Origin of the sequence: Burkholderia sp. Ac-20365 (assembly GCF_017104715.1) — a bacterium.
Taxonomy (GTDB): domain Bacteria; phylum Pseudomonadota; class Gammaproteobacteria; order Burkholderiales; family Burkholderiaceae; genus Paraburkholderia.
The window spans coordinates 263,042-276,085 of sequence record NZ_JAAGPI010000010.1 but is presented as its reverse complement, the minus strand read 5'-3'; the positions used below and the strand labels follow the sequence as shown (position 1 = coordinate 276,085).

The window sequence follows — 13,044 nt, the reverse complement described above, 5'->3', positions numbered from 1 at the left end:
GGGGCTTCGAGCCCCTTGAAGGGTCGTTCAAGACCAGGACGTTGATAGGTCAGGTGTGGAAGCGCAGTAATGCGTTAAGCTAACTGATACTAATTGCCCGTAAGGCTTGATCCTATAACAGGTGTGTGTCGGCAGCCGTTAGTGCTTTAGCACTTATGGATGCCCCACCCCTGCGCAAAGCGCAGGGGTCTCCAGACGGAACACACAGGTTGAGAGATCGGTGTTGTGCCAGAAACAACACAACCCTCTTTACACACACTTCTTCCAGATTGGCTGTGGCGCGCTAACCCGCGACGCAGCAACCCGTCATGCCTGATGACCATAGCGAGTCGGTCCCACCCCTTCCCATCCCGAACAGGACCGTGAAACGACTCTACGCCGATGATAGTGCGGATTGCCCGTGTGAAAGTAGGTAATCGTCAGGCTCCTTACCCAGACAAGACCCCGCCCTCAAAAGCGGGGTCTTGGCGTTTCTACGGCCGGAAATTAACGGCCGTGCCTCGAACGTCGGGCTGGCTGCAATGGCCGGCATCCCCCAAATTCTCAATGTCCCGCCTTTTCCGCGTCTGGTGCAAACGATATCCGCCCAGTTGCTAGATCTATATCGCAGCAACGACTGCATCGTCGAATGATCGACGGCCTCACGTCTGTCAGCGATCATTTTCTTCTCGATTTACGCTCCCGTAACCCCCCAGACATCTGACTAAATGTCTTAACACGTCTCAAGCACCACGCTCACGCCGTAAGAAAACGCCCTCAGCCCTCCCCAAAAAGGGCGCCATTCCCACCATCATTTGCGTGTAGGATACTGTACAAATATACAGGTATTTTCCTACGCCGATGTCATCCGCAGCTACCCGTGTCGAAGAGATTCACCCATCGCTATGGCGCGCTTCGCAGCTCGCACGCGGCGGACGGCGCTCGCTCGACACCGGATACCCCGCGCTATCGACCGAATTACCGGGCGGCGGCTGGCCCGTCGGCGCGCTGGTCGACTTGCTGGTGCAGGTACCCGGTGTCGGTGAAATGCGGCTGTTACGGCCTGCATTGAGTTCACTCAGCGATCGTCACATCGCACTGGTACAGCCGCCGCATATTCCAGACGGTCTGGGCCTCGATTACATCGGACTCTCGCTCGACAGACTGCTGCAGGTCAAAACTCCCAAAACCGCCGATGCCTTCTGGTCCGCCGAGCAAATCCTGCGTGCCGGCACCTGTGGCGCGCTGATCCTGTGGGCGCAGCATGCGCAGGCGTCGTCGTTACGTCGCCTGCATCTGGCCGCACAGTCGTCGGAAACGCTCTTCATCATGGTCCGGCCGCTCGCATCGGCGCAGGACTCATCGCCGGCTGTATTGCGACTGGCATTACGACCTTCGGCCGACGGCCTGATGGTCGACATCGTGAAACGACGAGGTCCAACACGCGCGGAGCCTCTGTCGATTTCTCTTCAACCCACCCCCGTTCTGTTTTCCCGTCATGCGCGTCTTTCTCGCCGTCCACTTGCCGAAGTTGCCGCTCGAAGTCTTTCGACCGAGGTGGTCGCCTGAGCCTGAACACGGCAGCGCGGTACTGGAGAAAGACAAGGTCACGATCGCCGACGGCGCAGCCCGCACGGCGGGCGTGCGTCTGGGGATGAAGCGCGGTGGTGTGCTGACGCTGTCGCCGGAGACGGCGCTCTACGAGCGCGACATTGGGCGAGAGAACGCCGCGCAACGGGAAGTCGGCGTCGCGCTGATGAAGTTTTCGCCCGATGTCGCGCTGCTCGACGAAGCGACGGTGCTCGTCGAAGTCGGCGGGAGTTTGCGACTATTCGGCGGGCTGTTGTCGGTGTGTCGCGAGGCAAAGGCGATTCTCGACGCGCTCGGTCTGACGGCGCGCATCAGCGCCGCGCCAACCGGACAGGGCGCATGGCTGCTGGCGAAATATGGCAACCGGCGCGTGCTGCAACTCGCGTCGCTGGAACGCGTGCTCGAACCGTTGCCGATGCTCGCCGTGCCGGAAATCCGTCCGTTTGCGGACTGGTTCAGCGGTCTCGGCTGTGAATCGATTGCCGACGTGCGCCGTTTGCCGCGCGCCGGTTTGCAGCGGCGTTGTGGCGAGCATCTGCTGGATTCGATCGACCGCGCGTTCGGCACCGCGCCGGAACTGTTCGACTGGCTCGAACTGCCGCCCACGTTCAGCGCGCGTCTCGAATTGCCCGATCGTCTGGAGCATGCGGACGGCGCGGTGTTTGCTGCGCATCGGTTGATCGTGCAGTTGTGTGGCTGGTTATGCGCGAAGCAGTTGGCCGTGACGGCGATCACGTTGTCGTTCGAGCATGAGCGTGGTCGCGAAGCGATTGCACCGACATCGATCGATATCGCATTGGGCGAAGCAGCGTGGCGCGAAGATCATTTGCTGCGTCTCGTGAAGGAGCGCTTGCATCGGCTCACACTAGAGGCGCCTGCAATCGCATTGCGGCTTGACGCGTCGAAAGTCGATGGCGCCGAGCCTGCCACCGATCAGCTTTTCCCTCAGCCAGGCGGATCGCCGGCGGATCACGCGCGGCTGATCGAACTGCTGATCGCGCGCAACGGCGAAGAGAACGTGCTGCGACCCGCGCCGACGGCGGATTACCGGCCCGAAATTGCGAATCGCTGGGTGCCGATCAACCACGTGGAAAAGAAAATCCAGTTGCCCAAAGGCTTGCCGCGTCCGACATGGATGCTGGCGACGCCTGTGCGTCTGCTGATGCGCCAGCATCGGCCGTTTTACGGTTCACCACTCAAGCATGCGTCGCCGGGTGAACGGATCGAAGCGGGCTGGTTCGACGGCGCACTCGTCACGCGTGATTACTTCGTCATGCAAGGCGAAGATCGCACCTGCTACTGGGTGTATCGCGAGCGCATCAGCAGCCGCGATGCCGAAGAGGAGCCGCGCTGGTTCCTGCACGGCCTGTTCGGATGACGCGCGATGGATACGACCTTCAACGCGTTGCCGGCCTACGCCGAACTGTTCTGCTTCTCGAACTTCACGTTTCTGCATGGCGCGTCGCATGCGGAGGAACTCGCCGAGCGTGCATTCCAGCTTGGTTATTCAGGGCTCGCGATCACCGATGAATGCTCGCTTGCGGGCGTCGTGCGTGCGCATGTTGCGGCAAAGGAAGTGGGTTTGCCGCTTGTGATCGGTTCGTACTTCCGGTTACGCAATGCCGATGGCACGCCCGCGTTCGGTCTGATCCTGCTTGCGCAGAATCGCGAGGGCTACGGCAACCTGTCCGAACTGATTACGCTTGCGCGCACGCGTGCGCCGAAGGGCGAATATCGACTCACGCCGCACGATCTGTCGCGGCCTGATCGCGAGTACGCGCATCTGCGCGGCATGCCCGATTGTCTCGCGATCCTCGTGCCGGATTTTCCAGCGAATGAAGAGGTGCTCGAAGCGCAGATTGAATGGCTCGACGAGACGTTTCCAGACCGCGCGTGGGCCGGGCTCGTATTGCATCAGCGCGCAATGGACGACATTCATCGCGGCGCGCTCGAGTATGTCGCGGAGAAGCAGAATGTGCCTGTGGTCGCGTTAGGTCACGTCGTGATGCATGTGCGTTCGCGCAAACCATTGCAGGACACGATGACGGCGATCCGCGTCGGCAAACCGGTGCACGAATGCGGCTACGAACTTGCGCCGAACGCCGAACAGCATTTGCGCTCACGTCTGCGGATCTCGAATCTGTATCCCGAACACACGGTGCGCGAAACGATCAGCGTACTGTCGCGCTGCGCGTTTTCACTCGATGAACTGCGCTATGAATATCCCGACGAACTCGTGCCGGACGGCTACACGCCGACTGCGTATCTGCGGCAGGAAACGTATATCGGCGCGCAGTATCGCTTTCCGTCCGGGATTCCGTTCAACGTGCAGGAACAGATCGAGCACGAGCTCGCGCTGATCGCCGACCTCGGCTATGAGCCGTACTTTCTGACTGTCTACGACATCGTGCGTTATGCGCGCAGTCAGCACATTCTGTGTCAGGGGCGCGGGTCGGCGGCCAATTCCGCTGTGTGTTACTGCCTGGGTGTGACCGAGGTGGATCCCGCGCGCGGCAACATGCTGTTCGAGCGGTTCATTTCGAAAGAGCGCGGCGAGCCGCCGGACATCGATGTTGACTTCGAGCATCAGCGACGCGAAGAAGTCATCCAGTACATCTATCGCAAGTACGGGCGCGACCGCGCGGCGATCGCCGCGGCTGTGTCGACGTATCGACCGCGCGGCGCATTGCGCGAAACGGGCAAGGCGCTCGGTATCGATCCGCAGATCGTCGATACCGTCGCGAAGTCGCATCACTGGTTCGATACGAGTCACGACCTGCTCAAACGCTTCGAAGAATCCGGCCTCGATCCCGAAAAGCCGATGATCCAGGCGTGGGCGCGGCTTGCAGCACAACTGCTCAATTTTCCGCGTCATCTGTCGCAGCATTCGGGCGGCTTCGTAATCAGCCGCGGCAAGCTCACGCGGCTCGTACCGGTCGAGAACGCGGCGATGGCCGATCGCTCGGTGATCGAGTGGGACAAGGACGATCTCGAATCGCTTGGTCTATTGAAGGTCGATGTGCTCGCGCTCGGCATGCTGTCGGCGATCCGGCGCACGCTGGATCTCGTGTCGGACCGTACGGGCGAACGCTTCGTGATGCAGGACATTCCGCCCGAAGACAAAGCGACTTACGACATGATCTCGAACGCCGATACGATCGGCGTGTTCCAGATCGAGTCGCGCGCGCAGATGAGCATGCTGCCGCGTCTGCGGCCTGAAAAGTTCTACGACCTTGTGATTGAAGTGGCAATCGTGCGGCCGGGGCCGATTCAGGGCGGGGCGGTGCATCCGTATTTGCGTCGCCGGCAGGGCTTCGAGCCCGTCGACTATCCGGGCGAGCAACTGAAGATTGCCCTCGAACGCACACTCGGCGTGCCGATCTTCCAGGAGCAGGTGATGCAGGTCGCGATTCTCGCGGCGGGCTTCACGCCGGGCGAAGCGGACCAGTTGCGTCGCGCGATGGCCGCGTGGAAGCGCAAAGGCGGACTCGAAAAATACTACGACCGCATCGTCAACGGCATGCAGGAGCGTGGTTATCCGAAGAGTTTTGCCGAAGGCATCTTCGAACAGATCAAGGGCTTTGGCGAATACGGTTTTCCCGAGAGCCATGCGGCGAGTTTCGCGCTGCTGGTTTATGCGAGCAGCTGGCTGAAACGCCACGAGCCCGAGGCCTTTCTCGCCGCGATGCTCAACAGCCAGCCGATGGGCTTCTATTCGCCGTCGCAACTCGTGCAGGACGCGCGGCGCCATGGCGTGATCGTGCTGGCTGTCGATGTAACGATCAGCGGCTGGGATTCGTCGCTCGAGACGGTGGAAGGCAACACGCGTCCCGCCGTGCGCCTCGGTCTGTCGTTGTTACGCGGGATGAAGGACGGTGCGGCTGAACGTATCGAAAATGCACGCGCGGTGCGGCAGTTTACGAGCGTTCACGATCTCGCTCGCCGTGCGCAGCTCAACCGCCGCGATCTGCACGTGCTCGCCGATGCGAACGCGTTGTCCTCATTGGCGGGCAACCGGCGCGAAGCGCTATGGCATTCGGTGGCCGCCGTGCCCGACAAGGACATGTTGTCGATTGCTTCCGTTCAGGACGACACGCCAGAACTCGGCGCGCCGTCGGAGGCGCAGGATATCGTCGCCGATTACCGTTCGGTGGGACTGACGCTCGGCCGTCATCCGCTGGAGTTGTTGCGCCCGGCATTGCTCGAACAGCGTTTGATGCCCGCGTCGACGTTGCGCGATTATCGCAACGGGCGGCTCGCGCGCGGCTGCGGCATCGTCACCGTGCGCCAGCGGCCGGGCACCGCGAAAGGCGTGCTGTTCGTGACGATCGAGGACGAGACGGGCAACGTCAACGTGATCATCTGGCCGAGCTTGCTGGAGAAGCAGAGGCGGGAAGCGCTCGGCGCGTCACTGCTTGCCGTGTACGGCACATGGCAATGCGAAGGGGAAGTGCGGCATCTGGTGGCGCAACGGCTCGTCGATATGTCGCATCTGCTGGGCGGGCTGCAATCGACGAGCCGTGACTTCCACTGACGGTTTACCGTGGTTCTTGTGCTAGCCGCGCCATGGGAACTGCGCGAGCACTTCGCGGATCGCCTTATCGAACGGCGTGCGCCGGCCGATGCCGAGCGCTTCGAGCCGCGCCGAGTCGAGATGACAGTTGTGCGGGCGCGGCGTTGCATCCGTCGGCGTGTGCTGCGGTGTCAGTTGCGCGTCGATCCGCAACGCGTCAGCGAGGCGTTGCGCGATGTCGAACTTTTTCATCGGCTCGTCGCCAGACCACTGCACCGTGCCGCAGACCGCGTCGCCACACGCGTGCCGTTCGAGCATTTGACGCACGACGACGGCCACGTCGGGCGTAAACGTCGGATAACGGATCGCCCACGCGTCCATCACGGCAGCTTTCGCTTCGGGCTTCGTACGGGCCGATGCGGCGATCGCGGGCACGAGACTCGTGACGGCCGATTCCTGCCAGTCGACGATAGGCCCGAACAGCAGCGGCAAGCGCAGCACGCAGCCAAGATCCGTCGACTCCGCGAGCGCCCGTTCGCCTTCCAGCTTGCTGCGGCCGTACGCGTTGATCGGCGACGGCGCGGCGTTGTAGAGATAGGGCGGCTGCGTGCCGTCGAACACGTAATCGGTGGAAATCGACAGCACCCACGCGCCATGCCGACGCGCCGCCGACGCGATCGCCCGCACGGCATCCACGTTCAACGCGCGCGCGAGCGCCGGATCGTGCTCGCATACATCGGGCCGACGCTCGGCCGCGGCGATAACGATCGCGTCCGGGCGTTCGCGATCGACAAACTGCGCGACGGCATCGGGATCGCGGATGTCGAGCCTGACGCTTTGTGCGGCAGAGCGGCTGAAGGTCGTCTGCACGAGCTGCCAGTCGCGCTGCTGCACCAGTTCATCGACGATTGCGCGTCCCAGCAAACCTGACGCGCCGATTACGGCCACCTTGAACATGCGTGCGTTCCGTTTTCAGTTGCCGTCGACGCCGACGACGGTGTAGCCGGCTTCGTCGATCGCAGCCTTCAGTGCGTCGACGGACGCGCCCGACTGCACGGCAACTTTGCCCGCGGACAGATCGACCTTGACCTGCGCGCCGGCGTCCTGTTCCTGGATGGCGCGTGTGACGGCCGCGACGCAATGCTGGCAGCTCATGCCTTCTACCTTGAATTCGATGCTCATGCTTGTCCTCTAGCTGTAAGTCGTATAACGGGTTGAATTATGCCTGTCGACCGGCAACTACATGATTGACCTTCCCACTGTGGGAAGGTCAAGAATCATGCAACATATCGCGTGAAAGCACAGTGGGGAACGAGTGATGAATATTGGTGAAGCGGCCCGCGCGTCGGGCGTCACGGCGAAAATGATCCGCTACTACGAGAGTGTCGGCTTGCTCGCGGCGAAAGAACGCACGTCAGCGGGATACCGCGTTTACGGGGCGCAGGAAGTCCATTCGCTGCGCTTTATCCGCCAGGCGCGGCGCCTCGGGTTCCTCGTCGAGGACATCCGCAAGCTGCTTGCGCTGTGGAACGACCGGTCGCGCGCAAGCGCGGAAGTGAAATCGATCGCGCTGGAGCATGTGGCCGAGCTGAACCGCCGGATCGCCGAACTGACCGAGATGCGCGACACGCTTGCCCATCTGGCCGACCATTGTCACGGCGACGATCGCCCGGATTGCCCGATTATCGAGAGCCTTGCCGCCGTGGATTCGGCGTCGGCTGCGCCGCATTGTCACAGTCATTGAAAAACAGTGACGCAACGTTGTGAGCAATCGTCGTTCTTGCACTTTGGTGGTGCAAAATTGTTGTCCAGACTGGCAGATTTTTCGACCGATGTCTAAAAAACCGCAATAAATCAGTGGTTTGCTCGGGAAATTAATCTGCACCATTCCAAAACGGAATGCACGTCATTCGTGCAATTCACTGGCAAGGTTGCACCATCGCGCTATAATTCGGGTTAACCCTTCTACGGGAAATCCCTGATGCCCAATTCACCGGGGATTCTTAACTGATCCTTGGAGTTCATCATGTTTGCGTTTGTTATTGAAAAGCTGAGCAACTGGTTTGAAACTGCTGAACGTAGCCGCCGTGAGGCCTACCTTGCAGCATCGTCGGACATCGTCCAACTCGAGCAGCGTATCCGCAGCCTCGAAACCAGCGGCTACTCGCTGTAAGTCGTTCGCTCCGGCTCACGCGGCAATCAATCGCCGCGAGCCCCGGTTGCAAGATCAAGCCCCGTCATGCGGGGCTTTGTCACATCTGGAGCCTGTGAATCGGGCTACGCTGCCCGTCAGCAGCTAGCTCAAATTCCAGTGTCGCGGTAAGGTAGGATGTTTTCGCGATAACCGGCATTCCTACAATCATCCGGGGCGCCCATGTTTTCAGACCAATCGATTCATCTGCTGCGATCCGCAGCGGCTGTCGTGCTGCTGGGGGCAGCATCGATGGCATTTGCCGCTTCGTCGACGAGCCGGCCGCCGCTGGTGCTCGACACGCAAGGCGGCGTCAGCGACGGCCAGGGCGGCACTGTGCTGCAGACCGCACCGCTGTCGCATAGCCGTATCGTCGAGGCGCAGCCGATCGCCGCGCCTGAAGAGCTCACGCCCAGCGGTGCCCCGCCTTATATCGTCGCGCCGTATATCCAGCTGCCGGGCGGTTCGGCGGCGCCATCTCCCTATCCGACACCGCAGCCGCAATCGCGACCACGGATTATCGTGCCGCATTCTCAATAGTCCGACGCCGCCGGCCTGACGCGGCGCGCCCGCCTATACGGGTTTCGGCGCATGGCGTGCACCCGTTCATCCGACGACAATCGTTGCGCGATCATCGCCCGCGGCCGTGTATTCCACACATCCCGCGCGGCGAGACGAACAATTCGAACAGAACAGGAGATAACGAATGCGCGAACTCTGGTTCCGCCGCGCGACTATTGCATGCGCGGCGCTGCTGACCCTTGCTGCGCAACCTGCAATCGCGAAGGACACGCCCGAAAAGCCGGCGCTTACGATGGCCGTCGGCGGATTGCCGGGTCTCTACTACCTGCCTGTACTGACGGCGTCGCAACTCGGTTTCTTCAAGGACGAAGGCCTCGACGTGACGCTTGAGGATTTCGCGGGCGGATCGAAGGCACTCGAAGCGGTGGTCGGCGGCAGCGCAGATGTCGGCGCCGGTGCCTACGAACATACAATCTTCATGCAGGCGAAAGGCCAGCACTACCGCGCGTTCGTGCTGATGGGCCGCGCGCCGCAGATCGCCGTCGCGGTGACCAAGGGCAAGGCCGACACGCTGAAGTCGCTGGCCGATTTCAAGGGCGCGAAAGTGGGCGTGAGCGCGCCGGGTTCGTCGACCGATCTCGTGCTGACTGTCGCGTTGCGCAAGGCGGGCGTACAACGCAGCGATATTTCGGTGATCGGGGTCGGCAGCGGCGCAACCGTGATTTCCGCGGTGAGCAACGGTCAGGTCGACGCGCTGTCAAACGTCGATCCGATGATGACGAAGCTGCAACGCTCGGGCGATATCAAGGTGCTGGTCGATACGCGCACCGTAAAGGGCACGCAGGATGTGTTCGGCGGGACGATGCCCGCCGCGACGCTCTATGCATCGGACAGCTTCATCCAGAAGAATCCGAAGACGACTCAGGCATTGGCCAATGCGATCGTGCGCGCGGACCGCTGGCTTCAGACGGCAAGCGATGCAGATATCGTGAAGATGGTGCCCGCGGCCTACTTGCTGAACGACAAGGCGCTCTACATCGACGCTTTTCACAACGTGCGCGAAGCCTATTCCCCGGATGGTCTGATGCCGGCCGATGGCCCGCCGACAGCGCTACGCGCGCTATCTTCGTTCGATACGCGGCTTGATGCGTCGAAAGTCGATCTGAAAGCGACCTACACGAACGACTTTGCGCGCAAGGCGGGCGAGCAGGTCAAATAACCTGCGGACATATCGCGGCGATGTGTCAGTCGCCGCGATGCTCGACCTTGAACTGCGCGGCCTTGTCTTCTCCGAGCACGTCGACGAGCCACGGCAGCGTGTCCTTCATCATCTTCGCCAGCGTATAAGGCGGATTGAGAATGAACATGCCGCTGCCGAACAGCCCGAAGCCATCGCTAGGCGGGTTGCTGACGGTCAGCGAGACGTGCAGCCAGTTCTTGTCCTGCAACTTCTTCAGCTGTTCAGGAAAGCGCTGCGATTCCGGCCGCGCAACCTGCGGATACCAGACGGCATATGTTCCCGTCGCAAACCGTTTCAGACTCTCTTCGACGCAATTCAGCGTGCGCGCATAGTCTTTCTTGTCTTCATAGGACGGATCGACGAGCACGAGCGCGCGACGCGGCGCTGGCGGAAGCAGCGCCTTGATGCCATCGAAGCCATCGCCCGCGAACAGCATCGCGCGGCGGCCCGCGTCACGGAAGTTATGCCGCAGCACGTCGATTTCGGTGCTATGCAATTCGAACAGACGCATGCGGTCCTGCTCGCGCATCAGACGCCAAGCGAGGTAGGGCGAGCCCGGGTAGTAGCGAAGTTCGCCATCGGGATTCAGCGCGGACACTTCATCGACATATTCGGCGAGCACCGGCGGCAGATCCTTGCGATCCCACAGTCTCGCGATGCCCGTTTCGAACTCCGCCGTTTTGGTCGCGTAACCTTCTTTCAGCGAATAGACGCCGGCGCCCGCGTGCGTGTCGATGTACCAGTACGCCTTGTCCTTTTGTCCGAGATAGCGCAGCAATTGCACGACGACGGCGTGTTTCAGGACGTCGGCGTGATTGCCTGCGTGGAAAGCGTGGCGGTAACTGAGCATGGCGATGAAGGCGCTAATGAAGAAGCAGTTTATGCGGCTGCGCTGCGAAACCGCGCGGCCGCACGGTCAAACGTTGCGGGCTGCGTATTGTACGCGAGCGGACCAGCCCGCTCGCCGCCGCCCGTTTGCTGCGCCGGCCGCTCGCGCGGCATGCGCGACGCTTACTGATAGCTATCGCCGACGATCGCTTCGATCTTCTCCTTGAGCTCGGGCGTGATCTGCTCGGCCACGTCCTTTGCTTTCATGTTTTCCGCGATCTGTTCGACGCGCGACGCGCCCGTAATGATCGTGCTGACGTTCGGGTTCTTCAGAATCCACGCGAGCGCCAGTTGCCCGACGGTGCAGCCGAGTTCGTCCGCGATTTCTCCGAGCTGACCCACCACATTATTCTTGCCGGAGTCCGTCAGTTCCTTTTTCAGCCAGTCGTAGCCCTGCAGTTCGGCGCGGCTGCCGGCGGGTACGCCGGCGCGATACTTGCCCGTCAGCAGGCCGGAAGCGAGCGGGCTCCACGTCGTGAGACCGAGGCCGATGTCTTCATACAGCCGGGCGTATTCCTGCTCGACGCGCTTGCGGTGGAACAGGTTGTACTGCGGTTGTTCCATCACCGGCTTGTGCAGATGATGGCGCTCGGCAATCTCGTACGCTGCGCGGATTTCATCAGCGCTCCATTCGGACGTGCCCCAGTAGAGGGCCTTGCCGCGCGTGATCATGTCGCTCATCGCCCACACGGTTTCTTCGATGGGCGTGTGTGGGTCAGGACGATGACAGAACACGAGATCGACATAATCGAGCTGCAGGCGTTTGAGCGAATGGTCGATCGCGTTCAGCAGATATTTGCGGTTGAGCGTGTGATACTGATTGGGCGCTTCGTTGAGCCCCCAGAAGAACTTGGTCGAAACGATATAGCTGATGCGCGGCCAGTTCAGTTCCTTCAGCGCTTCGCCCATGATCTGCTCGGACTTGCCGCCTGCATAGACCTCGGCGTTGTCGAAGAAATTCACGCCCGCGTCGCGCGCAGCGGCAAGCGATTCCCGCGCGAGGCGCCGGTCCACCTGATTGCCATACGTGACCCACGAGCCAATGGACAGTTCGCTGACCTGCAGGCCGGAACGGCCGAGACGTCGGTAGTTCATCCAGATCTCCTTGTTTGAGTGTCGTAGCCGGAACCCCACACATTAATCCGAATCGGCAATACGTGCCTTTGGGTGTGTAGTTCGCGTTGCTTCATGCACAATAGCGGAACCGGCCGCAGTGCAGCAATCGACCGAACGGCATATGCCATTCAGCCAGCTTGATGCTGCCTGCGCGCCATGTTGTCATTGCTCAATCAACTGCATGGAGGTTCTGGATGTCGTCATCGAATGAGAGTCTGAAAGGCAAGGTCGCTGTCGTCACGGGCGCGGCGAGCGGCATCGGCAAGCAGATCGCGTTGACGCTGTCGGTGGCGGGCGCGGCCGTCGCGATCGCGGACCTGAACCAGGATGGCGCGAACGCCGTCGCTGAAGAAATCAACAAGGCAGGCGGCAAGGCGCTTGGCGTCGCAATGGACGTGACGAACGAAGACGCCGTCAACCAGGGCATCGACAAGGTCGCGGCCGAGCTCGGCTCAGTGGATATCCTGATTTCCAACGCGGGCATTCAGATCGTTAATCCGATCGAAAACTATTCGTTTTCGGACTGGAAGAAGATGCAGGCCATTCACGTCGATGGCGCATTCCTCACCACGAAGGCGGCACTCAAGCACATGTACAAGGACGATCGCGGTGGCATCGTGATCTACATGGGCTCGGTGCACTCGCACGAAGCGTCGCCGCTGAAGTCTGCCTATGTCACGGCCAAGCACGCGCTGCTCGGTCTGTCGCGCGTGCTCGCGAAGGAAGGCGCGAAACATAACGTGCGCTCGCATGTCGTATGTCCGGGTTTCGTGCGTACACCGCTCGTCGACAAGCAGATTCCCGAGCAGGCGAAGGAACTGGGCATCAGCGAGGAAGAAGTGGTCAAGCGCGTGATGCTGGGCGGCACAGTGGACGGCATTTTCACCACGGTCGAAGATGTCGCGCAAACGGTGCTGTTCCTGTCGTCGTTCCCGACGGCGGCGCTCACGGGTCAATCGTTCATCGTGAGCCACGGCTGGTATATGCAGTAACGTGCAATAAGCG

At 61.3% G+C, this 13,044-nt stretch carries 12 protein-coding genes and 2 rRNA genes; 10 read left to right on the top strand and 4 right to left on the bottom strand.

The annotated features are described in order from the left end of the window. The 5 genes from G3O01_RS20200 to G3O01_RS20180 all read left to right on the top strand — a co-directional run. Nucleotides 1-114: ribosomal RNA gene (locus G3O01_RS20200) — 23S ribosomal RNA — on the top strand; the annotation flags it as partial. Between the two features lie 197 nt (nt 115-311). After that, nucleotides 312-425, top strand: a 5S ribosomal RNA gene (gene rrf / locus G3O01_RS20195). Nucleotides 426-840: 415 nt separating this feature from the next. Beyond that, nucleotides 841-1,548 carry a translesion DNA synthesis-associated protein ImuA gene (gene imuA / locus G3O01_RS20190; protein WP_205806887.1) on the top strand — a complete coding sequence of 236 codons (708 nt, stop codon included), beginning with the start codon at nt 841-843 and terminating at the stop codon, nt 1,546-1,548. Next, a complete protein-coding gene (locus G3O01_RS20185) occupies nt 1,478-2,947 on the top strand; it encodes a DNA polymerase Y family protein (protein ID WP_205806886.1) in 1,470 nt (489 codons plus the stop codon). The genes imuA and G3O01_RS20185 overlap by 71 nt, the downstream gene beginning before the upstream one ends. Nucleotides 2,948-2,953: 6 nt before the next feature. Further along, on the top strand, nt 2,954-6,103 hold the full coding sequence (locus tag G3O01_RS20180; RefSeq protein WP_205806885.1) for an error-prone DNA polymerase: 3,150 nt from the start codon (nt 2,954-2,956) through the stop codon (nt 6,101-6,103). 21 nt (nt 6,104-6,124) lie between these two features. On the opposite strand, the gene G3O01_RS20175 is transcribed toward G3O01_RS20180, so the two are convergent. Next, nucleotides 6,125-7,039 carry an SDR family oxidoreductase gene (locus G3O01_RS20175; RefSeq protein WP_205806884.1) on the bottom strand — a complete coding sequence of 305 codons (915 nt, stop codon included), beginning with the start codon at nt 7,037-7,039 and terminating at the stop codon, nt 6,125-6,127. A gap of 15 nt (nt 7,040-7,054) precedes the next feature. Next, nucleotides 7,055-7,264, bottom strand: coding sequence for a cation transporter (locus G3O01_RS20170; protein ID WP_205806883.1), 210 nt, complete (start codon nt 7,262-7,264; stop codon nt 7,055-7,057). Between the two features lie 136 nt (nt 7,265-7,400). On the opposite strand from G3O01_RS20170, the gene cueR reads away from it, so the two are divergent. The 4 genes from cueR to G3O01_RS20150 all read left to right on the top strand — a co-directional run bounded on the left by cueR (nt 7,401) and on the right by G3O01_RS20150 (nt 10,014). Next, nucleotides 7,401-7,826 carry a Cu(I)-responsive transcriptional regulator gene (gene cueR, locus G3O01_RS20165; protein ID WP_205806882.1) on the top strand — a complete coding sequence of 142 codons (426 nt, stop codon included), beginning with the start codon at nt 7,401-7,403 and terminating at the stop codon, nt 7,824-7,826. Nucleotides 7,827-8,108: 282 nt separating this feature from the next. Continuing rightward, nucleotides 8,109-8,255, top strand: a complete 147-nt coding sequence (locus G3O01_RS20160) for a DUF3563 family protein (protein WP_205806881.1) — start codon at nt 8,109-8,111, stop codon at nt 8,253-8,255. Between the two features lie 201 nt (nt 8,256-8,456). Continuing rightward, entirely contained in the window at nt 8,457-8,813 is a 357-nt protein-coding gene (locus G3O01_RS20155; protein ID WP_205806880.1) for a hypothetical protein, read from the top strand. Between the two features lie 166 nt (nt 8,814-8,979). Continuing rightward, complete coding sequence (locus tag G3O01_RS20150) at nt 8,980-10,014, top strand: ABC transporter substrate-binding protein (RefSeq protein WP_205806879.1); 1,035 nt, start codon at nt 8,980-8,982, stop codon at nt 10,012-10,014. Nucleotides 10,015-10,039: 25 nt separating this feature from the next. Here G3O01_RS20150 and rlmJ read toward each other — a convergent pair whose 3' ends face one another. Beyond that, nucleotides 10,040-10,885 (bottom strand): 23S rRNA (adenine(2030)-N(6))-methyltransferase RlmJ, encoded by an 846-nt coding sequence (gene rlmJ / locus G3O01_RS20145; RefSeq protein WP_205806878.1) that lies wholly within the window; start codon nt 10,883-10,885, stop codon nt 10,040-10,042. 161 nt (nt 10,886-11,046) lie between these two features. Beyond that, entirely contained in the window at nt 11,047-12,018 is a 972-nt protein-coding gene (locus G3O01_RS20140) for an aldo/keto reductase (RefSeq protein ID WP_205806877.1), read from the bottom strand. 215 nt (nt 12,019-12,233) lie between these two features. On the opposite strand from G3O01_RS20140, the gene G3O01_RS20135 reads away from it, so the two are divergent. Then, complete coding sequence (locus G3O01_RS20135; RefSeq protein ID WP_205806876.1) at nt 12,234-13,031, top strand: 3-hydroxybutyrate dehydrogenase; 798 nt, start codon at nt 12,234-12,236, stop codon at nt 13,029-13,031. Nucleotides 13,032-13,044: the final 13 nt, after the last annotated feature.